The organism is Streptomyces griseicoloratus (assembly GCF_014534645.1).
GTDB lineage: Bacteria > Actinomycetota > Actinomycetes > Streptomycetales > Streptomycetaceae > Streptomyces > Streptomyces griseicoloratus.
The window spans coordinates 39,570-64,335 of sequence record NZ_JACVQF010000168.1 but is presented as its reverse complement, the minus strand read 5'-3'; the positions used below and the strand labels follow the sequence as shown (position 1 = coordinate 64,335).

At 72.1% G+C, this 24,766-nt stretch carries 21 protein-coding genes; 12 read left to right on the top strand and 9 right to left on the bottom strand.

What is annotated here, in order from left to right; genetic code table 11:
* Positions 1-55: 55 nt before the first annotated feature.
* Entirely contained in the window at positions 56-1,102 is a 1,047-nt protein-coding gene (locus H0H10_RS06995; protein WP_188179969.1) for a LacI family DNA-binding transcriptional regulator, read from the bottom strand.
* 216 nt (positions 1,103-1,318) lie between these two features.
* Between H0H10_RS06995 and H0H10_RS06990 the strand changes: the two genes are divergently transcribed.
* From H0H10_RS06990 to H0H10_RS06965, 6 genes are all read left to right on the top strand, one after another.
* Positions 1,319-2,611 (top strand): ABC transporter substrate-binding protein, encoded by a 1,293-nt coding sequence (locus tag H0H10_RS06990; RefSeq protein ID WP_188179968.1) that lies wholly within the window; start codon positions 1,319-1,321, stop codon positions 2,609-2,611.
* Between the two features lie 6 nt (positions 2,612-2,617).
* Complete coding sequence (locus H0H10_RS06985) at positions 2,618-3,520, top strand: carbohydrate ABC transporter permease (RefSeq protein ID WP_188179967.1); 903 nt, start codon at positions 2,618-2,620, stop codon at positions 3,518-3,520.
* The gene (locus tag H0H10_RS06980) at positions 3,517-4,443 is read left to right on the top strand and encodes a carbohydrate ABC transporter permease (protein WP_188179966.1); all 927 of its coding nucleotides are present in this window, start codon (positions 3,517-3,519) and stop codon (positions 4,441-4,443) included. Before H0H10_RS06985 ends, H0H10_RS06980 begins: the two co-directional genes overlap by 4 nt.
* A gap of 31 nt (positions 4,444-4,474) precedes the next feature.
* On the top strand, positions 4,475-5,749 hold the full coding sequence (locus tag H0H10_RS06975; RefSeq protein ID WP_188179965.1) for a glycoside hydrolase 5 family protein: 1,275 nt from the start codon (positions 4,475-4,477) through the stop codon (positions 5,747-5,749).
* Positions 5,746-7,755 (top strand): endo-beta-N-acetylglucosaminidase, encoded by a 2,010-nt coding sequence (locus tag H0H10_RS06970; RefSeq protein WP_188179964.1) that lies wholly within the window; start codon positions 5,746-5,748, stop codon positions 7,753-7,755. The genes H0H10_RS06975 and H0H10_RS06970 overlap by 4 nt, the downstream gene beginning before the upstream one ends.
* Positions 7,756-7,857: 102 nt before the next feature.
* Positions 7,858-10,875, top strand: coding sequence for an alpha-mannosidase (locus tag H0H10_RS06965; RefSeq protein ID WP_188179963.1), 3,018 nt, complete (start codon positions 7,858-7,860; stop codon positions 10,873-10,875).
* 54 nt (positions 10,876-10,929) lie between these two features.
* On the opposite strand, the gene H0H10_RS06960 is transcribed toward H0H10_RS06965, so the two are convergent.
* Together H0H10_RS06960 and H0H10_RS06955 are read right to left on the bottom strand one after the other, a co-directional pair.
* Complete coding sequence (locus H0H10_RS06960; RefSeq protein ID WP_188179962.1) at positions 10,930-11,499, bottom strand: NADPH-dependent FMN reductase; 570 nt, start codon at positions 11,497-11,499, stop codon at positions 10,930-10,932.
* A 46-nt stretch (positions 11,500-11,545) separates the two neighbouring features.
* Positions 11,546-11,953 carry a winged helix-turn-helix transcriptional regulator gene (locus tag H0H10_RS06955; protein WP_188179961.1) on the bottom strand — a complete coding sequence of 136 codons (408 nt, stop codon included), beginning with the start codon at positions 11,951-11,953 and terminating at the stop codon, positions 11,546-11,548.
* Between the two features lie 144 nt (positions 11,954-12,097).
* Here H0H10_RS06955 and H0H10_RS06950 point away from each other — a divergent pair, with 144 nt between their 5' ends.
* Positions 12,098-12,670 (top strand): SRPBCC domain-containing protein, encoded by a 573-nt coding sequence (locus H0H10_RS06950; RefSeq protein ID WP_188179960.1) that lies wholly within the window; start codon positions 12,098-12,100, stop codon positions 12,668-12,670.
* A 5-nt stretch (positions 12,671-12,675) separates the two neighbouring features.
* Here the strand turns inward: H0H10_RS06950 and H0H10_RS06945 are convergent, their stop codons facing one another.
* On the bottom strand, positions 12,676-14,097 hold the full coding sequence (locus H0H10_RS06945) for a lipase maturation factor family protein (RefSeq protein ID WP_188179959.1): 1,422 nt from the start codon (positions 14,095-14,097) through the stop codon (positions 12,676-12,678).
* A 119-nt stretch (positions 14,098-14,216) separates the two neighbouring features.
* On the opposite strand from H0H10_RS06945, the gene H0H10_RS06940 reads away from it, so the two are divergent.
* From H0H10_RS06940 to H0H10_RS06930, 3 genes are all read left to right on the top strand, one after another.
* Positions 14,217-16,301, top strand: a complete 2,085-nt coding sequence (locus H0H10_RS06940; RefSeq protein WP_188179958.1) for a SpoIIE family protein phosphatase — start codon at positions 14,217-14,219, stop codon at positions 16,299-16,301.
* Positions 16,302-16,585: 284 nt separating this feature from the next.
* Positions 16,586-17,449 carry an Fpg/Nei family DNA glycosylase gene (locus tag H0H10_RS06935; RefSeq protein ID WP_188179957.1) on the top strand — a complete coding sequence of 288 codons (864 nt, stop codon included), beginning with the start codon at positions 16,586-16,588 and terminating at the stop codon, positions 17,447-17,449.
* 154 nt (positions 17,450-17,603) lie between these two features.
* On the top strand, positions 17,604-18,422 hold the full coding sequence (locus H0H10_RS06930) for a SigB/SigF/SigG family RNA polymerase sigma factor (protein WP_188179956.1): 819 nt from the start codon (positions 17,604-17,606) through the stop codon (positions 18,420-18,422).
* Positions 18,423-18,452: 30 nt separating this feature from the next.
* On the opposite strand, the gene H0H10_RS06925 is transcribed toward H0H10_RS06930, so the two are convergent.
* The 3 genes from H0H10_RS06925 to H0H10_RS06915 all read right to left on the bottom strand — a co-directional run bounded on the left by H0H10_RS06925 (position 18,453) and on the right by H0H10_RS06915 (position 20,518).
* Entirely contained in the window at positions 18,453-19,103 is a 651-nt protein-coding gene (locus H0H10_RS06925) for a zf-HC2 domain-containing protein (RefSeq protein ID WP_188179955.1), read from the bottom strand.
* Between the two features lie 200 nt (positions 19,104-19,303).
* Positions 19,304-19,831: a hypothetical protein gene (locus tag H0H10_RS06920; protein WP_188179954.1), complete on the bottom strand. Its 528-nt coding sequence runs from the start codon at positions 19,829-19,831 to the stop codon at positions 19,304-19,306.
* A 141-nt stretch (positions 19,832-19,972) separates the two neighbouring features.
* A complete protein-coding gene (locus H0H10_RS06915; RefSeq protein ID WP_188179953.1) occupies positions 19,973-20,518 on the bottom strand; it encodes a sigma-70 family RNA polymerase sigma factor in 546 nt (181 codons plus the stop codon).
* A gap of 245 nt (positions 20,519-20,763) precedes the next feature.
* Here H0H10_RS06915 and H0H10_RS06910 point away from each other — a divergent pair, with 245 nt between their 5' ends.
* The gene (locus H0H10_RS06910; RefSeq protein ID WP_188179952.1) at positions 20,764-21,903 is read left to right on the top strand and encodes a CapA family protein; all 1,140 of its coding nucleotides are present in this window, start codon (positions 20,764-20,766) and stop codon (positions 21,901-21,903) included.
* Positions 21,904-21,924: 21 nt separating this feature from the next.
* On the opposite strand, the gene H0H10_RS06905 is transcribed toward H0H10_RS06910, so the two are convergent.
* Positions 21,925-22,398, bottom strand: a complete 474-nt coding sequence (locus H0H10_RS06905; RefSeq protein ID WP_188179951.1) for a MarR family winged helix-turn-helix transcriptional regulator — start codon at positions 22,396-22,398, stop codon at positions 21,925-21,927.
* Between the two features lie 57 nt (positions 22,399-22,455).
* On the opposite strand from H0H10_RS06905, the gene H0H10_RS06900 reads away from it, so the two are divergent.
* A complete protein-coding gene (locus H0H10_RS06900) occupies positions 22,456-23,271 on the top strand; it encodes an alpha/beta fold hydrolase (protein ID WP_188179950.1) in 816 nt (271 codons plus the stop codon).
* 9 nt (positions 23,272-23,280) lie between these two features.
* Here H0H10_RS06900 and H0H10_RS06895 read toward each other — a convergent pair whose 3' ends face one another.
* On the bottom strand, positions 23,281-24,696 hold the full coding sequence (locus tag H0H10_RS06895; protein WP_188179949.1) for an amino acid permease: 1,416 nt from the start codon (positions 24,694-24,696) through the stop codon (positions 23,281-23,283).
* Positions 24,697-24,766: the final 70 nt, after the last annotated feature.

Below are 24,766 nucleotides of genomic sequence, written 5' to 3'. Positions count from 1 at the left end.
GGAGAACTCTGCCCGCCCGGACGCCTCCGCGTCGAGACCGCCGTCGGACGGACCTTCAGGAGGCCCGCGCCGGACCCGTGCTGTCCCGCTCGATCAGCCGCGGCACCGGCACCCGCACCGTGCGCGCCGGGCCGCCGTCCAGCAGGGAGACCAGCTCCGTCGCCGCCGTGCGGCCGAACTCCACGCTGTCGCGGGACAGGGCGGACAGCCACGGCTTGACCATGCGGCACAGGGCCGAGTCCTCCCAGGCCACCACCGACACGTCGGCCGGCACCGAGAAGCCCAGCCCGGCCGCCGCGGCGACCCCGGCGACGGCCATCACGTCGTTGTCGTAGATCAGTGCGGTCGGGGGAGCGGAGGAGCGCAGGACCCGCCGGGTGACGGCCTCGCCCTCCGCGTCGGAGTAGTCGGTGGTCACCGACTGCACCTCGGTCAGGCCGCGCCGCCCGGCCTCCGCGCGCAGGGCGCGGATCCGGCGCTCGGTGTGGGCGAGGTCCGGCAGTCCGGCGATGTGCGCGATCCGCCGGTGGCCGAGTGTGTGGAGCCCGTCCACCAGGGAGGCCATCGCGCCCGCGTCGTCCGCCCACACCGTCGACAGACCCGGGTGGCGCTCGTCCGGGGCGCCGCCGATCACGACGGCGGGCAGGCCGAGTTCGTCGAGCAGGTCCGGGCGCGGGTCGTCGGTGCGGGGATCGACCACCAGGACGCCGTCCACCCGGTGCTCGGCCCACCAGCGCCGGTAGACCGCGCACTCGTCCTCGACGTCCGCCGCCACCTGGAACAGCAGGCCCAGGTGACGCCGCGCCAGCACCTCCTGGATGCCCGAGACCAGCTGCAGGAAGAACGAGTCCACGCCGAGCGTGTGCGCCGGCCGGGCCAGCACGAAGCCGACCGTCGCGGCGCCCTCCCCGGACAGCGCGCGGGCCGCCGTACTGGGCCGCCAGCCGAGCTGCTCGGCGACCCGGCGCACCCGGTCCCGGGTGACCTCCGAGACCCCTGGGCGGTCGTTCAGCGCGAAGGAGACCGCGCTCTCGGAGACCCCTGCGCGCCGAGCGATGTCCTTCATCGTCGGCCTGCGCGCGGCGGGCCGCTTCCCGGGCATACTCGCCCCTTTCCCGGTGCTGAGCTAAAGCGCTTGAGTGAGCGCACCCTAAAGCGCATTAGTCGATCGAGGCAAGTTTTCTTCAGCAACCCTTTGACCTGTACTAATGCTGGCATCAGCGCTTTAGTTCGGATGAATCCATTGACTTTCCGCGAGCATGCCGTGCATGGTCGCTGGCATCGCAGCCGCCGACGTCCTTCAGGGAGACGTGTCACCGTGCCCATACCGCGCAGAACCTTCGCCGTCGCCGCCGTAGCCGCCCTCGTCCTGCCGCTCAGTGCCTGCGGCTCCTCGGGCGGCGACGGCGGCTCGACCGACGCCTCGGGCAAGGTCGAGGGCGAGATCACCTTCCAGACCTGGAACCTGCGGGCCAACTTCAAGCCGTACTTCGAGGACCTGATCGCCGCCTTCGAGGAGAAGTACCCCGACACCCACGTCAAGTGGGTCGACCAGCCCGGCGAGGGCTACGCCGACAAGATCAGCGCCGACGCCGCCGGGGGCACCCTGCCCGACGTCGTCAACGTCTCCCCGGACCTCGTCGCCCCGCTGGCCAAGGCGGGCCTCGCCCTCGACCTGGACAAGGCCGCCGGACAGTACGAGAAGGAGTACCTGGAGGGCGCCTGGGCCAGCCACCAGGTGCCGGGCATGGAGGGCACGTACGCCTTCCCCTGGTACCTCAACACCGGCCCGCTGTTCTACAACAAGTCCCTGTTCGAGAAGGCCGGCCTCGACGCCGACAAGCCGCCCACGACGTACGACGAACTCTTCGACACCGCCCTGCGCCTGGCGGAGAAGACGGACGGCGAGGTCGCCACCCTCGCCAACGTGCCCACCATCGAGGACTTCGGCCGCTACGGCGTACCGCTCATGAACAAGGAAGGCACCGCCTTCTCCTTCAACGACGCCAAGGGCGTCGAACTCCTCACCCGGTACAAGGAGCTGTACGAGGCGGGGGCCCTGGACTCGCAGGCGCTGACCGCCACCCCCGAGTCGTCCGGGAAGAAGTTCCTCACCGGAGCCGTCGCCATGAACCCCGGCAGCGCGCTCGACCTCGCCAACTTCAAGAAGCAGGCGCCGAGCCTGTACAAGAACATCGGCATCACCGACCAGATCACCAGCACCGGCCACGTCAACATGTACGTGATGGGCGTGATGGTGAACGCGCAGAGCGAGCGCAAGCCGGCCGCGGTGGCCTTCGCGCACTTCGTCACCAACTCCGCGCACCAGATGTCGTTCGCCAAGCAGGTCGCCATCTTCCCGAGCACCGCCGGCTCGCTGGACGACCCGTACTTCACCCGGGAGGACGGCACCGACGAGACCCGGGTCCGGGTGGCCGCCGCCAAGTCGCTGAAGACCGCCGTCAACTACACGCCGGTGCTGTTCAGCGAGCAGATGAAGACCGAGCTGCGCAACGCGGTCGCCAAGGCGCTCCAGGGCAAGGAGAGCCCGAAGGAAGCCCTCGACAACGCTGTCAAGGCGTGCGACCGGCTCCTGACGCAGCAGGGCTGAGCGATCATGGCGAGCCCCACCGCCTCCGGCACCCGGCGCGTGCGACGACAACTGCCCACCAGCCCGTGGCTGTTCGCTGCCCCCGGCCTGCTGATCACCGGCGCGTTCATCCTGTACCCGTTCGTCTCCACGCTCGTCAACGCCTTCACCGACCGGCGCACGCTGGTCCCCGGCGAGTTCGTGGGCCTCGCCAACTTCCGCGAGCTGCTCCACGACGACATGTTCTGGACCGGCCTGCGCAACAGCACCCTGTACGTCCTCGGGGTCGTCCCCGCGCTCGTCCTGCTGCCGCTGCTGCTCGCCCTGCTGGTGCAGAAGAACATCCCCGGCATCACCTTCTTCCGCTCCGCCTTCTACACCCCGGTCGTCGCCTCGATCGTCGTCGTCGGCCTCATCTGGGTGTGGCTGCTGGACGAGCGCGGACTGGTCAACTCGCTGCTGGAGACGGTCGGCGCGAGTCCCGTCGGCTTCCTCAGCGACCAGTGGCTGATCCTGCTCAGCGCCATGGCCGTCACGGTCTGGAAGGGCCTCGGCTACTACATGATCATCTATCTGGCGGCGCTCGCCAACGTGCCGCGCGAACTGCACGAGGCCGCCGCCGTCGACGGCGCCGGCGCACTGCGCCGCTTCCTCACCGTCACCGTGCCCGCCGTCCGCTCCACCATGGTGCTGGTCGCCGCCCTCTCCTCGGTCGCCGCGTTCAAGGTGTTCTCCGAGGTGTACCTGATGGCGGGCCCCAGCGGCGGGCCGGCGGGCGAGGACACCACCCTCGTCATGCTCGTCCAGCGCACCGGCACCGGCCTGACCGGCCGCGTCGGCTACGCCTCCGCCATCTCCGTCGTCGTCTTCGTCGTCACCGTCGCCCTGATGCTGCTCGTCCTGCGCGCCGACCGGAAGGAGGAGTCGTGAGCGTCGCCGAGAAGACCGGAACCGCCGAGAAGACCGGGCCCGCCGAGAAGGCGCCCGCCCCCGCCCGGGAACCCCGGATCACCGACGAGCACGGCCGCCGCGTACGGGTCTGGGAACTCGCCCTGCGCTACCTGCTGCTGCTCGCCGTCCTCGTCCTGACCGTCGGCCCGTTCCTGTGGCAGCTGTCGACCTCCCTGAAGGGCCCCACGGAGGACATCTTCAGCTCCCCGCCGAAGTTCCTGCCCGCCGACCCCACCCTGCACAACTACGAGCGGGTCTCCGAGACCATCCCCGTCTGGGACTACGCCCTGAACTCCCTGAAGGTGGCCACCGCCAACGTCGTGACCAACTGCGTCGGCTCCGCGCTCGCCGGCTACGCCCTGGCCCGGCTGCGCTACCGCGGCCGGCGCGCGGCCACCCTGGTCTTCATCCTGGCGATGCTCGTGCCCGTGGAGGGCATCATCATCGCCCAGTTCACCACCATGCGGGAGCTCGGCCTCAACAACACCCTCGTCGGCGTGCTGCTCCCCGGCTGCGTCAGCGCCCTCAACGTGCTGCTGATGCGCAACGCCTTCCTCAACCTCCCCCACGAGATCGAGGAGGCGGCCTACGTCGACGGCGCCAACGTCTGGCAGCGGTTCTGGCGCATCGCGCTGCCGTCCGTGAAGGGCACCCTCGCCGTCGTCGCGATCTTCGCCTTCATGGGCGCCTGGGACGACTTCCTGTGGCCGCTCATCGTGCTGAGCGACCCGTCCCGGTTCACCCTCACCATCGGCCTCAACTATCTGCACGGCACCTTCGCCAACGACGAACGCCTCGTCGCCGCCGGCACGATCATCGCCGTCGCGCCGCTGATCGTCCTGTTCGCCTGCCTCCAGCGGTACTTCTTCCGCGGGGTCGGCGAGGGCGCCGTCAAGGGCTGACTCCCGTACTTCCCCGTCACAAGGACACCGCATGCCTTCCGCCGTGCGCTTCGGCGTCAACTACACCCCCAGCGTCGGGTGGTTCCACCACTGGCTCGACTTCGACCTCGACTCCGTACGCGCAGACCTCGACTCCATCGCCGCGCTGGACGTGGACCACATCCGCGTCTTCCCGCTGTGGCCCTACTTCCAGCCCAACCGCACCCTGATCCGCGGCCGGGCCGTCGAGCACCTGGTGCAGCTGGTCGACGCGGCCGGCGAACGCGGACTCGACGTCAACGTGGACGGCCTCCAGGGACACCTGAGCAGCTTCGACTTCCTGCCGGCCTGGACCCGCACCTGGCACCGGCGCAACCTGTTCACCGACCCCGACGTCCTCGACGGACAGGCCGCCTACCTGCGCACCCTCGCCGCCGCCCTCGCCGGCCGGCCCAACTTCCTCGGCATGACCCTCGGCAACGAGGTCAACCAGTTCTCCGCCGGCCCCCACCCGGACCCGGACCGGGCGACCGGCGACCAGATCGACGCCTGGCTGCGGCGGATGCTGGCCGCCTGCGAGGAGGGCGCCCCGGGCCGGATGCACCTGCACGCCGAGTACGACGCCACCTGGTACCAGGACGACCAGCCCTTCACCCCCGCCCAGGCCGCCCGGCTCGGCGCCGTCACCGCCGTGCACTCCTGGGTGTTCAACGGCACCGCCCAGCGCCACGGCCGCGCCTCCGTCCCCACCGAGCACCACGCGGCCTATCTGATCGAGCTGAGCAAGGCATGGGCCGACGACCCGCACCGGCCCGTCTGGCTCCAGGAGGTCGGCGCCCCCGCGCCCCTCGTCCCCGCCGAGCACGCCGCCGCGTTCACCGAGGCGACGATCGCGAGCGCCCTGGACTGCCCCGGCCTGTGGGGCGTGACCTGGTGGTGCTCGCACGACGTCTCCCGGGCGCTGGCCGACTTCCCCGAACTGGAGTACGGGCTCGGTCTGCTGACCAACGACCGCCGGCCCAAGGACACGGCCCGGGTCCTTTCACGCGCGGCCCGCGAGCACCCCCCGGCCCCGGCCCCGCGCACGACCGCGCTGGCCGTCCCCGCCGACCCGGCCGCGCGCTCGGCCTGCGCCCCGGGAGGCGCGGTCTTCGACGCCTTCTTCCGGCTGGTCGCCGACGGGGCCCGCCCGACCACCGTCCTCGATGCGCGCGCCGCCGACACCGGGCACCTCACGGCGCGCGGCATCACCGAGGTCGTCACACCCGACCAGGTACTTCCCACCTCGCAGGGACCACGAGTCCGCCAAGGAGGCACCCGCCCGTGAACCCCACCCGACGCACCGTCCTGCTCGCCGGCGCCGCGGCCGCGCTGCTGCCCTCGGCGCCGGCGACGGCCGCCCCGAAGGCCGCCGCGGCCCTCCAGCCGTACGCCTCCTACTGGTACCCGGACTCCCTGCCCTCGGGCAGCCCGGGCCCCGGCATCACCTGGCGCAGCCTGATGGACTGGCGCGCGGCCGACGACCCCGACCTCGCCTTCAACGCCTCCACGGTGCCGCTCACCGACCGCTTCACCCCGACGCCGGCCAACACCACGGCCCGCGCCGGGCAGGCCCGCATCCAGTCCCTGGTGTCCTTCGGCCCCACCGCGGGCAACCCCGCGCAGGGCTCGGCCACCGCCGACTACTACGCCCTCACGCACTGGGCGTACCTCGACGAACTCGTCTTCTGGGGCGGCTCGTCGGGCGAGGGGCTGATCCTCGCGCCGAACGCGCCGATCGTGGACGCCGCCCACCGCCACGGCGTCCCCGTCCTCGGCAACGTCTTCCTGCCGCCCGTCGCCTACGGTGGGCAGCTGCGCTGGACCCGCGACCTGGTGCAGAAGGACGCCGCCGGGCGTTTCCCGCTCGCCGCACGGCTCGTGGCGGTCGCGGAGGCCTACGGCTTCGACGGCTGGTTCGTCAACGCCGAGACCGGAGGCGGGGACGCCGCGCTCGGGGCGGACATGCTGGGGTTCGTCCGGGAGCTCAGGTCGCTCGCCGCGGCCAGGGGACAGCGGGTGACCTGGTACGACTCGATGACCGTGGACGGCACGGTGAGCTGGCAGGGGGCGCTCAACGACAGGAACCGGGCGTTCTTCGAGTCCGCCGACGACATGTTCGTCGACTTCCGCTGGTCCGCGTCCGGGCTATCCGCCTCCGGGGAGGCCGCCGAGCGGCTGGGACGCAGCCGCTACGCGCTGTGGGCGGGCGTGGACGTGGAGGCGAACGGCTGGAACACCGCCGAGAACTGGGACGCGATCGTGCCGCGGGACCGGCCGCACATCACGTCCGTCGGCCTGTACCGGCCGGAGTGGACCCGCAACCACCTGCCCGCGGACCGGCGCACGCCCGGTGACTTCCACGCCGCCGACGACCGCTTCTGGACGGGGGCGTCCCTCGACCCGTCACGACCGGACGCCGCGGACGGCTGGCGCGCGCCCGCTGTGTCGGTCGCCGACCGGTCGACGGTGACCTCGCTGCCGTTCGCCAGTGTGTTCAACACCGGGCACGGGCTGCGGTGGTACGAGGAGGGTGCCGTCACCTCGGACGCACCCTGGAACCACCTCGGGCTGCAGGACCGGCTGCCGTCCCGGCGCTGGGTGGTGCGGACGGACGGCGCGCGCCCCGCGGTCTCCTTCGACTTCGCGGACGCGTGGCGGGGCGGCAGCAGCGTGCTGGTGGCCGGCGAACCGGACGCGCCCGTGACCGTCGACCTGTACGCGACCCGGCTGCCGCTGGCCGCCGGCACGGTGGTCGAGCTGACGTACCGGACGGAGGCGGGAGAGGTGGACGTGGAACTCGCCGTGGCCACCGCCGAGCCGCCGGGGGCCGGTGCGGCACCGCCGTACCGCCACCTTCCCGCGGCGGACCCGGGCAGCGGCTGGCGGACGGTGACGGTGCCGCTCACGGGGCTGTCCGGCACCGTGCACGCGATCGGCGTGCGGCTCACGGCGACCGCGGGCCCGGTGCGCTGGCGGCTCGGCGGTCTCGCCGTCCGCACCGCGCGGACGCCGGCCCCGGCCGCCCCCACCGCGCTGCGCGTCACCGGCGCGAGCGGCGGCGACCTGCGGTTCGGCTGGACCCCGGCCCGGGGCGAGGACGTGCGCCACTACACCCTCCACCGCCTGCTGCCCGACGGCACGCGCCGCTTCCTCGGCGCCACCTGCCAGCACGCCTACTTCGCCGGCGGACTGCGCCCCGAGGGGAGCGAGCGCGCGGCACGGTTCGAACTGCGCGCGGTGGGGGAGCTGTACTCCTCGTCGGACCCTGTCACCGTGACCCACACCTGGTAATCCCCGCACCCGCCACCTGACCCACCCACCCCGTCCGCCACCTCCGCACCCGGCGCCGACCGCACCGGTGACCACCCGCCCCCGAACCACGGAGCACCCCGCATGCATGACGACCGCAGCCTGGTCGAAGCCCGCCTCAAGCGCGTCCTCGACGAGCGTGTCCGCCCCGCCGTGTACCCCGAGTCCGTGCCGCTGGACGTGGCGGTCTGGCACGCGCCCGGCGAGCCCGTGCCGGTCGCCGAGGGACTGGCGGCCGAACCCGAGCCCATCGAGGTGGGCGCCCGCTGGGGCGCTCCCTGGGGCACCAGCTGGTTCCGCGTCACCGGGACCGTGCCCGAGGCGTGGGCCGGCCGGACCGTCGAGGCGCTCCTCGACCTCGGCTTCGACGAGAACATGCCCGGCTTCCAGTGCGAGGGCCTGGTCTACCGGCCCGACGGCACCCCGGTGAAGGGCCTCAACCCGCGCAACCAGTGGGTGCGTGTCGGCGCCCCCGCCGAGGGCGGCGAGGAGGTGCGCCTGCACGTCGAGGCGGCCTCCAACCCCGTCATCCTCGACTACCACCCCTTCGTGCCGACGAAGCTCGGGGACAAGGACACCGCGGGCAGCGAGCCGCAGTACACGCTCACCCGGATGGATCTCGCCGTCTTCGACGAGACCGTGTGGCAGCTCGTGCTCGACCTGGAGGTGCTCGGCGAGCTGATGGCCGAGCTGCCGGTGGAGTCGCAGCGCCGCTGGGACATCCTGCGGGCGGTGGACAAGGCCCTGGACGCGATCGACCTGCAGGACGTGAACGGCACGGCGGAACAGGCCCGCTCCCTCCTCACCGAGGTGCTGTCCGCCCCCGCCGTGCCCTCCGCGCACCGCATCAGCGCCGTCGGCCACGCGCACATCGACTCGGCGTGGCTGTGGCCGCTGCGCGAGACCGTGCGCAAGGTGGCCCGTACGACCTCCAACATGACCGCCCTGCTGGAGGACGAGCCGGACTTTGTCTTCGCCATGTCGCAGGCCCAGCAGTGGGCGTGGGTGCGCGACCACCGCCCCGAGGTGTGGGCCCGGGTGAAGAAGGCCGTCGCGGACGGGCGGTTCGTGCCGGCCGGCGGGATGTGGGTGGAGTCGGACACCAACATGCCCGGCTCGGAGGCGATGGCCCGGCAGTTCGTGCACGGCAAGCGGTTCTTCCTCGACGAGTTCGGCATCGAGAACGACGAGGCGTGGCTGCCGGACACCTTCGGCTTCGCGGCCGGTCTGCCGCAGATCATCAAGGCGGCCGGGGCGAAGTACCTGCTGACGCAGAAGATCTCCTGGTCGCAGACGAACAAGTTCCCCCACCACACCTTCCGGTGGGAGGGCATCGACGGCACCCGGATCTTCACCCACTTCCCGCCCGTCGACACCTACAACTGCTCCATGAAGGGCAGCGAGATCGCCCACGCGGTCCGCAACTTCAAGGACAAGGGCGTCGCCCGCCACTCGCTCGCCCCCACCGGCTGGGGCGACGGGGGCGGCGGCACCACCCGCGAGATGGTCGCCAAGGCCGCCCGGCTGCGGAACCTCGAAGGCTCGGCGACGGTGACCTGGGAGACCCCCCGGGCCTTCTTCGAGAAGGCCGAGGCCGAGTACCCCGAGCCGCCCGTGTGGGTCGGCGAGCTCTACCTCGAACTGCACCGCGCCACCCTCACCAGCCAGGCCAAGACCAAGCAGGGCAACCGCCGCAGCGAACACCTGCTGAGGGAGGCCGAACTGTGGGCGGCCACCGCGGCCGTACGCACCGGGTTCGCCTACCCGTACGAGGAGCTGGACCGCATCTGGAAGACGGTGCTGCTGCACCAGTTCCACGACATCCTGCCCGGCTCGTCCATCGCCTGGGTGCACCGCGAGGCACGCGCGACGTACGACCGCGTGGCCGGCGAGCTGAACGGGATCATCGAGGCCGCCCAGCGCGCCCTGGCCGGCGAGGGCGACACCCCGCTCGTGTTCAACGCGGCCCCGCACGCCCGAGACGGCGTCCCCGCCGGAGCCGCGGGCACCCCCGCCGTCGCCGGGCGCACCTCCCTCACCCCCCGTCCCGGTGGGGGACACGTCCTGGACAACGGCCTGCTGCGCGTCGAGATCGACGCCCGGGGCCTGGTCGTGTCGGCGTACGACACCCAGGCCGACCGCGAGAGCGTCGCACCCGGCGCGGCGGCCAACCTCCTCCAGCTCCACCCCGACTTCCCGAACATGTGGGACGCCTGGGACGTCGACGAGTTCTACCGCAACTCGGTCACCGACCTGACCGATGCCGACGAGGTCGCGCCGGGCGACGACGGCACCTCGGTGCGGATCGTGAGGTCCTTCGGCTCCTCCCGCGTCACCCAGGTGCTCTCGCTGCCGCCCGGCGAGCGGCGGCTCGTGGTGGACACCGAGGTCGACTGGCACGAGACGGAGAAGTTCCTCAAGCTCGCCTTCCCGCTGGACGTGCACGCCGAGCGGTACGCGTCGGAGACCCAGTTCGGTCACTTCCACCGGCCCACGCACACCAACACCTCGTGGGAGGCGGCCAAGTTCGAGGCGTGCAACCACCGCTTCGTCCACCTGGAGGAGCCCGGCTGGGGTGTGGCGGTCGTCAACGACTCGACGTACGGCCACGACGTGACCCGTACCGTCCGCGCCGACGCCGGTACGACGACCACCGTCCGCGTGTCCCTGCTGCGCGCCCCGCGCTTCCCCGACCCCGAGACCGACCAGGGCGTGCACCGCTTCCGGCACGCGCTGGTGCCCGGCGCCGGCATCGGGGACGCGGTGCGCGAGGGCTGGCGGATCAACCTCCCGGAGCGGCGGGTGACCGGCGCCGGGGAGGTGGCGCCGCTGGTGACGGTCGATCAGGACGCGGTCGTGGTCAGCGCCGTCAAGCTGGCCGACGACGGCAGCGGCGACGTGGTCGTCCGCTTCCACGAGGCGCACGGCGGCCGGGTGCGGGCCACGCTCACCGCGGGCTTCGCGGTCGCCGGCGTGACGGTGACGGACCTGCTGGAACGCCCGCTGTCCGAAGAGGAGCCCGCGGTCCGCGTCGACGGCGACCGGATCGCCGTACGGCTGAGGCCGTTCCAGCTGATGACGCTGCGGCTGAAGCGCGCCTAGTGCCGGACTCCCCTCGCCGGGCGTCCAGGAAGCCCCTGGACGCCCGGCGAGGGGTCAGCCCTGTTCCGGAACGGGCGTCCGCGCCCCGGACGCGGCCAGCAGGCCCAGTACCTCGGCGAGTTGCCGGCGGACCTCCGGATCGGCGACGAGACCGCCCTCCGCGAGTCCTCCCCGGTCCACCGGGACCCTCACGCAGGCCGGCTCCACGATGTCGGCGCCGGTATAGCCCAGTACCGCCCGCAGCGTGGCCTCCATGCCCTGACCCCGGCCTGGGGCGGCCGCGTTGATCCAGGCGACCGGCTTGTCGCAGATCTCGGTTCCGCCGACCGTCCAGTCGAGCAGGTTCTTGAACGAACCGGGCAGCGTGCCCGCGTACTCCGGGGAGCAGATGAGGATCCCGGCCGCCGAGTCGATCGCCGTGCGCAGTTCGCTGACGGGAGCGGGCAGTGAAAGGTCGGTGTCGTCGTCGGGGTTGAAGTGCGGCAACTCGGCCAGACCGCCGTACATGACGGCGCGTACCTGCACGGACGGCGCCACGGCCTGGGCGGTGCGCAGAACGGCTTCATTGGTGGAACCGGTTCGCAGGCTCCCCGACAGCAACAGAATCTCCGGCAGTGCGGACATCGGCTCAACCTACCTCTCGACGACCGTCTCCCGCGAACCGTTCGCCTCACCGTGCCGTGGGATCGTCCCCGTCGAACGCCTCGCGGTTGCGGACGATCTCCGCCTGGTGCTCCTGCACCCAGCCGACGACATGCGCGACGGTGTCGCCGAGCGACCGGCCCAGCGGGGTGAGCGCGTATTCGACGCGGGGCGGCACTTCGGCGTAGGCCGTCCGTGTGACCAGACCGTCGCGCGTGAGTGAGCGCAGGGTCTGGCTCAGCATCCGCTGGGAAATGCCGGCGGTCCGCTCGTGCAGGGTCTTGAAGCGCAGCGGCCCGTCGGCGAGCGCGGTGATGACCAGGACGGTCCACTTGTCTCCGACGCGGGCGAGCACGTCGCGCACGAGCTCGATGGTCGCCGCGCACTCCGGCGCGACTCCGGCGGCCGACAGGCGGGAACGCAGCGCGGAATCCATGGGCCTCCGTTCCCTTCTCGTGCGTAGCTGACATGAAAGTGCGTGTGGGCGAGACCTTGATCGCGGCGGCCGCACCCCCGTTACATACGGATGGTAACCAATGGGCCCCCGGCCCGACCCGCCCCGATGCGACGTGAGGTGACCATGGCCGCCACAGAAGCCACCGGCCCGGAGCCGGCCACCGGCAGGCACGCCGGCAGTGCGGTGCCGCCCGTACGGCACGACACCTTCACGGTCGGAGTCCACCTGGACGCTCCCCCCGACGCGGTGTTCGAGGCTTTCGCCGACACCTCCGTCCGGCGCCGGTGGTTCAGGCTGCCCGGCCGCCAGGTGTCCTACCGGCACGACTTCACCGTGGCCGGAGGGGAGACGGCGTCGAGCGTCTTCACGATCCCGGGAGCGCCGCCGGAACGGCTCGTGTACGACTCCCGGTACCTCGGCATCACGCCGGGTTCGAGGATCGTCTACGCGTACACGTCCACCGTGGACGACATCCCGCGCTGGAGCTCACTGGTGACCGTCGAGCTGGTACCGGAGCGGCCCGGCGGCACGCACCTGCGCTGGACCGAGCAGGCGGCCTTCCTGACCCCTTCCGCAGAGCCGGAACACGACCTTCCCCATCTGCGCGGTGCCGCCCGCCTGCGGCTGAACGGTCTCCCGGCGGCCTTGACCGCCGCCGCGGACCGAGCCGGTGCCCGTCCGCGCGAGGGAGCCTGACCTGCCTACGGCCTCTGCGCCACCTCCGCCAGCCGGGTCGGCGGCAGGAACTCCCGGACGTACGTCCGTTCCCAGCACGCGCCCGTCTCCCGCAGTTCGCGCCAGGTCGTGTACCGGTAGCGGAACAGGCGGGCGCGGACGAAGCGGGGCGGCGCGTCCGCCGGGAACGGCGAACGGCGCAGCAGCCGCAGCGTGGCGCGGTCGTTCTCCAGCAGCCGCTCCACCAGGACGCCGAACCACGAGCCGGCGTACGCGGGCGACAGCGCGGCGAACCACATCAGCCAGTCCAGCCGCAGATGGTACGGCGCGAACTGACGCGGCCAGTGCCGCGGATCACCGGGCTTCCCCTTGAACTCGTACTCCCGCCAGTCCGCGTTCTCGCGCGGCGCCTCGTCGGCGGTGCCCTCGATCACCACCTCGTAGCGCACGCGGCTGACCGTCCCGAAGGCGCCGTAGGTGTTGACCAGGTGCAGCGGGTCGAAGGTGCGGTTCATCACCTGGCGGCGCGAGATCATGTTGCGGACCGGCCGGTAGCTCAGGAGGACCAGGACCGCGGCCACCGCCAGGACCACCACCTCGTACCACAGGGGCGCGCCCGCGACGGACGGCGGATCGGCCGGGAACTGCACCGCCGACAGGGCCAGCACGATGGTGATCCAGTTCAGCCAGGCGAAGTTGCCGGACAGCACCAGCCACAGCTGGGTGACGATCATCAGCGCCGCCGCGGCCGTCGCCACGGGCTGCGGGGTGAACAGCAGGAAGGGCACCAGGAGCTGGGTCACGTGGTTCGCGGCCACCTCGGCGCGGTGCAGCGGCCGTGGCAGATGGTGGAAGAACCAGCTCAGCGGCCCCGGCATCGGCTGGGTCTCGTGGTGATGGTCCAGACAGGTCAGCTTCCGCCAGCACTCGTCGCCCCGCATCTTGATCAGACCCGCGCCGAACTCGACCCGGAACAGCAGCCAGCGCAGCAGGAACAGCACGACGATCGGCGGGGCCACCTCGTCGTTGCCGAGGAGGACGGCGACGAAGCCGGTCTCCAGCAGCAGCGACTCCCAGCCGAAGGAGTACCAGGTCTGCCCGACGTTGACGATCGACAGGTACAACGCCCACGGCACCAGCCACAGCAGCATGGCGCCCCACAGCGGCAGGAGCGAGTCCAGCCCCGCGACCAGCGCCGCCGACACCGCGCAGCCCGCCCAGGCGCAGCCCGCGAAGAAGCGGTCCGAATAGCGCAGCTGGAACAGGCTCGGCGCCCGTGCGAACGGCACCCGCGCCACGTAGCGGGGCACGGGCAGCATGCCGCGCTCGCCGATCAGTGCGCGGAACTGCAGGGCCGCCGTCAGGAACGCGACCAGGTACAGGACGGCCAGGGCCCGCTGGAAGACCAGCCGGCTCAGCCAGTAGTCGGGTGCGGTGAACCACTCCACGGCCGCGCTCCTCTCGTGTCAGGCTCCGTGTACCCGGTCGTGTCGCGGACGTCGCCGGGCGGGCCGGCCGGCAGCGGACAGGAGTCGAAGAATCCGGCAAATCCTGGCAAGGTGGGCTCATGGCTGATCGGGGAGCGAGCGCCCTGTCACTCCCGGACGACTGGCCCGCCCACCCGGAGCCGATCCTGGCGCTCAATCGCATGGGCAGTTTCGACTGGGACCTGGACTCCGGTCTGTTCCACATGGACGCCCAGGCGCACGAGGTGTTCGACCTGCGCCCCGAGGAGTTCGACGGCCGCGCCGAGTCCCTGACGGCACGGGTGCCTCACGCCGAGAGCTCCCGCCTGGACGCCCTGATCGCCCAGGCCATGAAGGACGGCAGGGAGAACTACGGCGCGTACTTCCGCCTGCGCTGCCGCGACGGCACCCTGCGCTGGACCCACACCCAGGGCTGCATCCGGCGCGACGGGACCGGACGCCCCCGCCGGATCGTCGGCATCGTCCGGGACGCCACCGAGGAGATCGCGGAGATCGCGGGGCACCGCGCGCAGGCGGCCCAGGACGAGGCGCGGCGCCGGCAGATCAACGTCGTGCAGGTCGCCACGGCCGCCCTCGCCCACGCCCGCACCGTGGACGACGTCATCCACGTCCTGAAGGACACCCACGGCATCACCCGCCTGGGCGCCACCAGCCTGGTCATGGGACTGGTCGAGGCCGGCCGCATCCGGCTGGTCTCCGACGGACCCGACAACAGCTTCGTCCCCGGCACCCGCATCACCCGGATCGACGAGCCCTACCCGATGAGCGAGGCCGTCCGCACCCTCAGCCCGCGCTTCATCGAGTCCCCGGAGGAGTTCGCGGAACGCTACCCCGGCCTGTGGTCGAACATCACCCACCTCGACGTCACGTCGGCCGCCTACCTGCCGCTGATCGCCCAGGCCCGGCCGATCGGCGCGATGGGGCTCCTCTACAGCGACCGGCGCGGCTTCTCGCCCGAGGACCGCACCGTCCTCGTGGCGCTCGGCAGCAGCATCGCGCAGAGCCTGCAGCGGGCCATGCTGTACGAGCAGCAGATGGACCTAGCCGAGGGCCTGCAGCAGGCCATGCTGCCCCGCACCATCCCCAGCGTTCCCGGCTGCGACGTCGCCGTCCGCTACCGGGCGGCCACCATCGGCGGCGCCCTCGGCCGCGACATAGGCGGCGACTGGTACGACCTGATCCCGCTGCCCGGCGGGCGCGTCGGCGCCGTCATCGGCGACGTCCAGGGCCACGACACACACGCCGCCGCCGTCATGGGTCAGCTGCGCATCGTGCTGCGCGCCTACGCCGCCGAGGGCCACACCCCGGCCACCGTGATGGCGCGGGCCTCCGTCTTCCTCGACGAACTGGACACCGACCGCTTCGCGACCTGCCTGTACGCGGAGGCCGACCTGGCCACCGGCGTCGTCCAGGTGGTGCGGGCCGGGCACATCGACCCGCTGGTGCGACACAGCGACGGCACCTGCCGCCGCATGCCCGTCGAGGGCGGGCTGCCGCTCGGCCTGTCCGCCGAGTTCGGGCGCCTCGACTACCCGGTCGGCACCATCGAACTCGACCCTGGCAACACCCTGCTGCTGTGCACCGACGGCCTGGTCGAGCAGCCCGGCGCCGACCTCGACGACGGGATGCAGTCCCTCGCGGCACATGTCGCCACCGGCCCCGGCGACGTACGGGAGCTCGCCGACCGGCTGATCGACGAGGCCGAGGAGCGGGGCGGCGACGACGACGTGGCGCTGCTCCTGCTGTGCCGGCGCGGACTGGACGCCCCGAAGTCCGGCGGCCGGCTCCAGCAGCACGTGGCACCGGGCGATCCCGAGGCGCTGACCGAGGCCCGGCACATGATCCGCGCCGCGGTCCGTGCCTGGGGCGCCGAGGACCGCGTCGACGAGATCGAGCTGGTCGCCGACGAGCTGATCACCAACTCCCTGATGCACACCGAGGGCTCCGCGATCGTCACCCTGCGGGTCCTCACCGGCACCGACCGCCGGCTGCGCGTCGAGGTCGAGGACTCCTCCAGTGCACTGCCGCGCCCCCGTGAGGCGGGGGAGTCCGGGGTCTCGGGGCGGGGGCTGCTGCTGGTCGAGCTGCTCACCGACGTGTGGGGCGTGGAGGCGCGCGGCGGCGGCAAGTGCGTGTGGTCCGAGTTCGTCGTCCCGCAGCGCTAGGGCCTGTCGTTCGGATCATCCCGGCGTCGCGGGGCCGGCACGCACATCGGCCGCGCTGTCGTCACTCGCCGACTCCCCCACGCTCGGCTTCGCTCACGCGGGGACCCCCATGGCGTCGGCTCCCTCCTCCTCCGCCTCGCAACCGCACGCACCAGACCCCGCTCGGGTCGGCCGAAAGGCGCCGCACCTCACAGCCGGACCGATCCGAACGACAGGCCTTGGAGCCCGGCGAGGGGGGCGCGGCTTCGCCTGGCGGCTCCGGTTCCCGGTGGCACTCTGGACGTATGCCCGAACTGCCCGAGGTGGAGGCGCTCAGGGACTTCCTCACCGAGCACCTCGCCGGCCATGAGATCGTGCGCGTGCTGCCCGCGGCGATCAGCGTGCTGAAGACGTACGACCCGCCGCTCACGGCCCTGGAGGGCCACCGGGTCGCCGCCGTGCACCGGTACGGCAAGTTCCTCGACGTCGAGACCGCGGACGGCCCGCACCTGGTGACGCATCTGGCCCGGGCGGGCTGGCTGCAGTGGAGGGACAGCCTCCCCGACGGCCCGCCGCGCCCCGGCAAGGGGCCCCTCGCCCTGCGCGTCGCGCTCGAGACCGGTGCGGGCTTCGACCTGACGGAGGCGGGCACGCAGAAGCGGCTGGCGGTGTACGTGGTGCGCGATCCGCAGGAGGTGCCGGGCGTGGCCCGGCTCGGCCCGGACCCGCTCGCCGACGACTTCGACGAGGCGCGTTTCGCCGGGCTCCTCGCCGGCGAGCGGCGGCAGCTCAAGGGCGCCTTGCGCGACCAGTCCCTGATCGCGGGAGTCGGGAACGCCTACAGCGACGAGATCCTGCACGCGGCGAAGATGTCGCCGTTCAAACTGGCCTCGTCGCTCACGCCCGAGGAGACCGCCCTGCTGTACCGGGCTCTGCGCGAGACGCTCACCGAGGCGGTCGAGCGCTCCCGGGGTCTTGCGGCGGGCCGGCTGAAGGCGGAGAAGAAGAGCGGGCTGCGTGTGCACGGCCGCACCGGTGAGCCCTGCCCGGTGTGCGGCGACACCATCCGCGAGGTCTCCTTCAGCGACTCCTCGCTCCAGTACTGCCCGACCTGTCAGACGGGCGGCAAGCCGCTGGCGGACCGGAGGCTGTCCCGGCTGCTCAAGTAGGCACTTGTACGGGGAATCCGTCCAGGGGCGCCTTCGAACAAGCACGGCTCCCTTCGAATAAAAGGGACAAAGGTCCCGAATGGCTTCAAGAGCCGGGTGGGAACAGTGGTCGGTGAAGCCATGTGACCGAGCCCACAGCGAGGAACCCAGCAGTATGCCGACCGATGTCGTCGCCCGCCCGTACGCCTCCGCCGACCGGGCCTCGGGCCTGGCCACCCCGGACGCCGTCACCGCCGCCTTCGTACGCTTCGCCGCCCTCGACGACGGCCCCGTGAAGGAGCGGCTCCAGGAGGAGCTGATGCGGGCCTGGCTGCCGATGGCCCACCGCCTCGCCGCGCGCTTCCGGGACCGGGGCGAGAGCCACGAGGACCTGCGGCAGGTCGCGGCCCTCGGGCTGCTCAAGGCGATCCGCCGCTTCGATCCCGCCCGCGGGCCCTTCGAGCCCTTCGCGATTCCCACCATCAGGGGCGAGATACGGCGGCACTTCCGCGACCGCACCTGGGGCGTGCGGGTGCCGCGCCGGATCCAGGAACTGCGCAACCAGGTGCGGGCCGCCTATGTGGAACTGGCCCTCACACCCGGCAGCCCCTGCCCCACCGTCGCCGACGTGGCCCGCCACACCGGGCTGTGCGAGGACGAGGTACGCGACGGCATGGAGGCCCTGGAGAGCTACCGCGCCCTCTCCCTCGACGCGCCGAACGGCGACACCGGCGGGGAGGCCGAGGGCCCGCGCCTCGCGGACGCGCTGGGAGAGCCCGACCACGCCTTCGATCTCGTGGTCGACCGGGAGAGCGTCAAGGAGGCGGTGCGCCGGCTGCCCTCCCGCGAACGGGCCATCCTCTACCTGCGGTTCTTCGAGGACTGGTCGCAGAGCCGCATCGCGGACCGGATGGGCATCTCCCAGATGCACGTCTCCCGCCTGCTCAGCCGGACCTGCGCCCGGATCCGCCAGGAGACCCTCGACCCGAGCTGACCGCCGGGTCCCCGCTCGTCCTCGATGCGCCTAGCCGGCGGGGAGCGTCACCAGACGCTCCCCGTCCGCCGTCCGCACCTCGTAGCGGGCGATCTGGTCGGGGTGCAGGGCGGCGCCGCCGTGCACGGTGTTCGGCCGCGCGTCGTGCCGGGGCACGCTCCAGCTGGTGACCGTCTGCTCCGTGCCGTCGCGGCCCACGGCGACCAGCCGGCAGGCGCGGGGGCCCGCTCCGTCCCGGACCCTGAGCTCGACCTCGCTGCCCCAGGCCGCGTCCTCGGCCGTGACCTGCGCCCACACCCCCGACCGCTCGTCGGTCGCGGTGACGGAGACCGCGGGGCCGTCGTGCACGGCGTGGAGCGCGACACCGGGCCCGGCCACGGCGAGGGCGACCGCCGCCGCGGCGGCGTACAGCAGCCGCCGGCGCCCGGCGCGGCGCCGGGCCGCCACCCCGGACAGCAGGCGGTCCAGCAGCCCGGGTCCCGGCGCGGCCAGGGGATGCACGAGAGGCGGGGTCGCCCGCCGGTACAGCATCAGCTGCCGGGTGGCGGGACCGAACTCGGTCACCTGTGCCGCGCAGCGGGGGCACTCCATGAGGTGGTCCTCGAAGCGGAAGGCGTCCGCCTCCTCCAGCACGCCCAGCGCGTAGGCGCCGACGTCGCGATGCCTCTCCAGGGACCTCATGCCGAATCCTCGTGCCGTCGGGTGCGGGTGGGGTTACTCCTTGCTCCCACCCGTACGCACCGGACGACCGAATCACTCAAGCCGCGCGGAGAATCGCAACCAAGGGGTTCGGAGCGGCCCGGCCCGCGGATTGGTCCCCGCGGGAAGATTCAGAAGACGGGAAGATTCAGAAGACGGGCAGGTTCGGGCGACGGGAGGATTCAGAAGAGATGGATGGCGAGGTGGCCGAGCGGCAGGCCGAGCTGCCAGGCCGGTGTCCAGACCTTCGGCCCCTCGTCCTCACCGGCCCCCGTCGCCCCGCCCGGCACCGCGTTGAGGTCCGGGGCGAGCAGCTCGGTCTCCTGGAGCCAGCGCCAGGCGGCCCGGGCGAGCTCCAGGTCCGGTGAGGGCCGGCCGGCGACAGCCGGGTCCGCCGCGGCGCGGGCGTCGATCTCGTCGAAGCGCCGGCGCACCCACTCCTGCCACGGCTGGTCGTAGGCCGTCAGGGACAGCCAGGTCTCCAGCTGGGTGACGACCCGGATGCCGCAGAGCTCGCCCTCGGTGTCGGACAGGAAGACGGTCAGCGCCAGCGCGTCCCGTCCGGCGCGGAACTCGAACGACGTCGGCGGCATCAGATCACCGGTGCGCAGCAGCTCGTCGGCGATGTACTCGGCGTACAACCACGCCATAGGGACGGTCAGTTCGCCATCACCGGTGCCGTCCGTGCTCTCTTGACCTCTGTGCAGCATCCCTTCCTGCCTTCCTCCGGTGCGTGCGCGTCGCCCGATCCGGGTCGTGGGCCCCCGTCCGGAACACGGATGAGGACAGCCGATTACTCAACCGGGGTCCTCGGCAAGGCGCTTTACGGAGGTTTGACTCGGCCGTCGGTTTCACCGCAGGTCGGCGGCGTAACCCGGCAGCACCCGGCGCAGGGCGCGCAGCGCGTAGTACGCGCGGGACTTCACCGTACCGGGCGGGATTCCCAGGGCCTTCGCCGCTTCCGCCACACTCGCCCCCTGGAAGTACACCAGCACCAGGACTTCACGGTGTTCCGGAGTGAGTGTCTTCACAGCCTCGCGCACGTCGAGCGTGGCGGCGGCCCGTTCGGCGTGGTCGGCGCAGACGCGGGCGTTCTCCAGCACCGCGTCGCCGACCTCCGCGGGCCGTGCCTGCCGGGCCCGCCGCGCGTCGATCGCGAGGCGCCGGCCGACCGTGAGCAGCCAGGGCCGCACCGAGTCGAAGTCGTCGGCGCGCAGGGCCTCGGGATGCTGCCAGGCCCGGACGAGGGTCTCCTGCACGAGGTCCTCGGCGCGCTGCCGGTCGCCGTCGCACAGCCGCAGCAGCAGCGCGAAGAGCGGCCGGCCGTGCTCGCGCTGCAGCGCGGCGAGCTCGTGCTCGGCGGTCGTCCCGTGGGTGAGGGTGGTTCCGGCCGTCATGGCCGTATGGCATCGCAGGGGTGCCGCTCGGGGACAGGGCGCGCGCACGGGTGTGCGACGGACGGTCGATCGCGTCGACGAACGGTTCGACGAACGGTCGGCGCCCCTCGTTCCGGCACGCCGGACGGGCTAATGGGCGTGTCGGAGCCGTCCGTGACCGTGTACGACTCCTTACCTATTCATGTGTAAATGTCACGAGCGTAAATGTGACTTACCCGTGTTTGCGACCCCGGCGGAGCGAACGGATGATCACACGCAGTCGGCAGGTGGCCCTGGCCCTGACCGTCCTTCTCACCGCGGGCGCGGCCTGCCAGGCCCGCGACAACGAGGCGCAGGGGCGGCCGGGCCCGGCCGCCGGTGCCTTCACCCTCGTCGCCTCCGGTGGCGTCCTGCCGCACGACTCGATCATCGAACGGGCGCTCTTCGACGGGGGAGGCGCCGGCCACGACTTCCGCCCCATGCTCGCCGGCGTCGAGCCCGTCGTCTCGCGTGCCGACCTCGCCCTGTGCCACCTGGAGACGGTGACCGGCGCGGACGGCGACTACAGCGGCGCTGCCCTCCTCAAGTCCCCGCCCCAGCTGGCCGACGGACTGGCCGCCACCGGCTACGACGGCTGCTCCACGGCCTCCGATCACAGCCTCGACGACGGCGTCGACGGCATCCACCGCACCCTGGCCGCCCTCGACCGGGCCGGGATGCGGCACGCCGGAACGGCACGCATCGCGGCCGAGCGCACCGCCGCCGTCCTGCCGGCGGGCCCCGCCGCACAGGTCGCCCACCTCTCCTACACCTACGGCACCAACGGCCGCCCGCTGCCGCAGGGCCAGCCCTGGGCCGTGAACCTGATCGACGAGAAGAAGATCGTCGCGGACGCCCGGGCCGCCCGTGAGGCCGGGGCGGAGGTCGTCGTCGTCTCGGTGCACTGGGGCACGGAATGGCAGGAGAAGCCGGACGCGCGGCAGCTGGCGCTGGCCGAGCGGCTCACCGCCGCGGCCACCGGCGGCCGGCCCGACATCGATCTGATCCTCGGCACCCACGCGCGTGTGCCGCAGGCGTACGAGAAGGTCAACGGCACCTGGGTGGTCTACGGGACGGGAGACCAGATCGCGGGCGTGACGACCGATGCCCGGGGCCGGCAGGACCCGCGCGGCAGCCAGTCGACGATCGGCCGCTTCACCTTCTCCCCTCCCGGCCGGCCCGGTGGACGCTGGCGCGTGACGAAGGCCGAGTTCGTCCCGCAGCTGTTCGACGTGGACGCCGGCCGGGTGGTGAACCTCAACCGGGCCCTGGAGCAGGGCGCCGACGTGCGCGGCGTGCGCGACCGCATCCGGGACGTGGTGCTCAGCCGGGGCGCGGCGAAGGACGGCCTGGTGATGGGGAAGTAGGTCAGGTGATGGGGAGGTGGGTCAGGTGACGTCCACGTGGTCGAGGGCCGTCAGCATGGCCCCGAGCACGCGCAGGCACGCCGTCACGTCCGCGTCCGTGAGGTCCCCGCCCACCTGCCGGAGCAGCAGGTGCTCCCGGTCCAGGACCGCGCCGATCGTCGTCCGCCCCGCCTCGGTGAGCCGGATCAGCGACGAGCGCCGGTGCGCGGGGTTCGCGATGCTCTCGACCAGGCCCCCGGCCGCGGCGTCGTTGACCATGCGCTGCACGAACTGACGGCTGATCGCCTGTGCCCGGCCCATCTGCGGCACGGTCATCGGCCCGTTCCGGTGCAGCAGGGTCAGCACGGCGCGCACGCCGACGGACAGGCCGTCGCCGGTCAGCTCCTGCTCCACACTGCGCTGCGCGCGCCGGTAGAGGGGACCGACCAGGTCGTAGATCTCGGTGAGGCGCCGGCCGAGCTCGTCCGGCGGGAGGGGGGCGTCGGTGGTGGTCACCCGTCCATCATGACATCTAGGTTGCCAAGATTCCGAGATGATGACACCTTGGTTGTCATGAATGCTGCTTCGGATCTGCGCTTCTTCACCTCCTCCGACGGGGACCTCGCCTACCGCGACGCCGGCGCCGGGGACCTCGTCGTGCTGCTCCACTCCGGGTTCGTCGACCACCGTCTCTACGACGCCCAGATCCCGGCCCTGGCCGCCCACCACCGCGTGATCGCCCCGGACGTCCGCGGCCACGGATTCTCGGCCAACGCCACCGAGCCGTTCCGCTGGGCGGACGACCTCGCCGGGCTGCTGCGGCACCTCGACGCCGGCCCCGCTGTGCTCGTCGGTCTGTCGATGGGCGGCGCGATCGCCACCGACACCGTCCTGGAGTACCCGGAGCTGGTGCGCGCGGTGGTCGCCTGCGGCGCCGCCACCAGCGATTTCGAGTACACCGACCCCTGGTACCGGCAGATCCAGGAGGAGTACGCGCGCACCCTGGCGGCCGGTGACCTCGACGGCTGGCTCGCAGCGTTCCTGCGCGTGGTACCCGGCGCCCACCGCACGCCGGACGACATCGACCCCGGCATCCTGCACCGCCTGCGCGACATGGCCCTCCACACCATGTCCAAGCACAGCCCCGGCGAGCCGAACCTGCACGTGCCGATGACCGACACGTGGTCCCGGGTCCCGAAGGTCGACGTACCGGTGCTCGCCGTCAACGGCTCCCTCGAACCGGACGACCTGACCGGCGCCGCCGAACGGCTCGTCCGCGCCGTCCGCGACGGCCGGTCCGTGACCGTCGACGGCGTCGGCCACTACATCAACCTGGAGAAGCCGGAGGAGTTCACCACGATCCTGCTCGACTTCCTCCGCACCCTGTGACGGCCGGTCCTACCGGGGGCCGGCCAGCGCGGAGCGCCGGTAGGAGTAACCGAAGTAGATCACCAGGCCGACCGCGAACCACACCGCGAACCGCGCCCAGGTCTGCCACTGCAGGAACGTGATCAGCCAGATCGAGAACACGATCCCCAGGCCCGGCACGAACGGCATCCACGGCGTCCGGAACGTGCGCGGCAGCTCCGGCTGCCGGTAGCGCAGCACGATCACCGCCGCGCACACCACCACGAACGCCAGCAGGATGCCGATGTTGGTCAGCTCGGCCGCCTCGCCGATCGGCAGGAACCCGGCGATGGCGGCCGACGCGAACCCGACGATCCACGTCACCCGGGTCGGCACGTGCCGCGTCGGGTGCGTCTTGGCGAACCACCTGGGCAGCAGCCCGTCCCGGCTCATGCTGAACCACACCCGCGTGACACCCAGCATGAAGGTGAACATCACGGTGAGGATGCCGATGATGGCGCCCACCGCGATGACATCGGCCAGGCCGCTCAGTCCCACCGACTTGAACGCCGTCGAGAAGCCGCTCTCCGGGTCGATGTCCCGGTAGTTCTGCATGCCGGTCAGGACCAGGCAGGCCGCCACGTACAGCACCATCGAGATCGCCAGCGAGTAGATGATCGCCTTCGGCATGTGCCGCTGGGCGTCCTTGGACTCCTCCGCCGCCGTCGACATGGCGTCGTAGCCGAAGACCGCGAAGAACACCGTCGCCGCGCCGGTGAACGCCCCGCCCACCCCGTACGGGAAGAACGGGCTGTAGTTCGCGGCGTTGATGTGGAAGACACCGACCGCGATCACCAGCAGCACCACCAGCACCTTCAGCACGACCACCACCATCTCGAAGCGGGCCGCGTTCTTGATACCGAGGTTCAGCAGGTACGCGATGAGCAGGCACAGCACCGCCGCGAACAGGTCGACCCGGTGCCCGTCGCCGGTGCCGGGCGCGCCCAGCATCCAGGTCGGCAGTTCGAGCCCCGTCTCGCCGAGCAGGAAGCTGAAGTAGCCGGAGATGCCGATGGCGACCACCGCCACGATGGCCGTGTACTCCAGCAGCAGGTCCCAGCCGATGAACCAGCCCGCCAGCTCCCCGAGCACCGCGTAGCCGTACGTGTACGCGGAACCCGCCTTCGGGATCAGCCCGGCGAACTCGGCGTACGACAGGGCCGCCGCGGCGCTCGCCACACCGGCGATCAGGAACGACACCAGGACCGCGGGACCGGCCGTGCCGTTGGCGACCGTGCCGGCCAGGGTGAAGATGCCCGCACCGATGATGCCGCCCACACCGATCGCGGTCAGCTGCCACAGGCCCAGCGACCGCTCCAGCCGCGGGCCCTCACCGACCTCCGTCTCCTCGATGTGCTCGATGGGTTTGCGACGGAGAATGCCCTCGCCCATGCGGAGCCCGGCCATGCGCCTCACCTCTTTGTGATCGGCAAACGGCTGACGGTGGATCATGATGACTCACGCACGTCCCCGACGG

Coding starts and splice junctions, on each gene's coding strand:
- H0H10_RS06985 (WP_188179967.1), top strand. CDS start 2,618: ATGGCGAGCCCCACCGCCTCCGGCACCCGGCGCGTGCGACGACAACTG.
- H0H10_RS06900 (WP_188179950.1), top strand. CDS start 22,456: ATGAATGCTGCTTCGGATCTGCGCTTCTTCACCTCCTCCGACGGGGAC.
- H0H10_RS06935 (WP_188179957.1), top strand. CDS start 16,586: ATGCCCGAACTGCCCGAGGTGGAGGCGCTCAGGGACTTCCTCACCGAG.
- H0H10_RS06930 (WP_188179956.1), top strand. CDS start 17,604: ATGCCGACCGATGTCGTCGCCCGCCCGTACGCCTCCGCCGACCGGGCC.
- H0H10_RS06975 (WP_188179965.1), top strand. CDS start 4,475: ATGCCTTCCGCCGTGCGCTTCGGCGTCAACTACACCCCCAGCGTCGGG.
- H0H10_RS06920 (WP_188179954.1), bottom strand. CDS start 19,831: ATGCTGCACAGAGGTCAAGAGAGCACGGACGGCACCGGTGATGGCGAA.
- H0H10_RS06965 (WP_188179963.1), top strand. CDS start 7,858: ATGCATGACGACCGCAGCCTGGTCGAAGCCCGCCTCAAGCGCGTCCTC.
- H0H10_RS06955 (WP_188179961.1), bottom strand. CDS start 11,953: ATGGATTCCGCGCTGCGTTCCCGCCTGTCGGCCGCCGGAGTCGCGCCG.
- H0H10_RS06940 (WP_188179958.1), top strand. CDS start 14,217: ATGGCTGATCGGGGAGCGAGCGCCCTGTCACTCCCGGACGACTGGCCC.
- H0H10_RS06995 (WP_188179969.1), bottom strand. CDS start 1,102: ATGCCCGGGAAGCGGCCCGCCGCGCGCAGGCCGACGATGAAGGACATC.
- H0H10_RS06960 (WP_188179962.1), bottom strand. CDS start 11,499: ATGTCCGCACTGCCGGAGATTCTGTTGCTGTCGGGGAGCCTGCGAACC.
- H0H10_RS06915 (WP_188179953.1), bottom strand. CDS start 20,518: ATGACGGCCGGAACCACCCTCACCCACGGGACGACCGCCGAGCACGAG.
- H0H10_RS06925 (WP_188179955.1), bottom strand. CDS start 19,103: ATGAGGTCCCTGGAGAGGCATCGCGACGTCGGCGCCTACGCGCTGGGC.
- H0H10_RS06910 (WP_188179952.1), top strand. CDS start 20,764: ATGATCACACGCAGTCGGCAGGTGGCCCTGGCCCTGACCGTCCTTCTC.
- H0H10_RS06895 (WP_188179949.1), bottom strand. CDS start 24,696: ATGGCCGGGCTCCGCATGGGCGAGGGCATTCTCCGTCGCAAACCCATC.
- H0H10_RS06950 (WP_188179960.1), top strand. CDS start 12,098: ATGGCCGCCACAGAAGCCACCGGCCCGGAGCCGGCCACCGGCAGGCAC.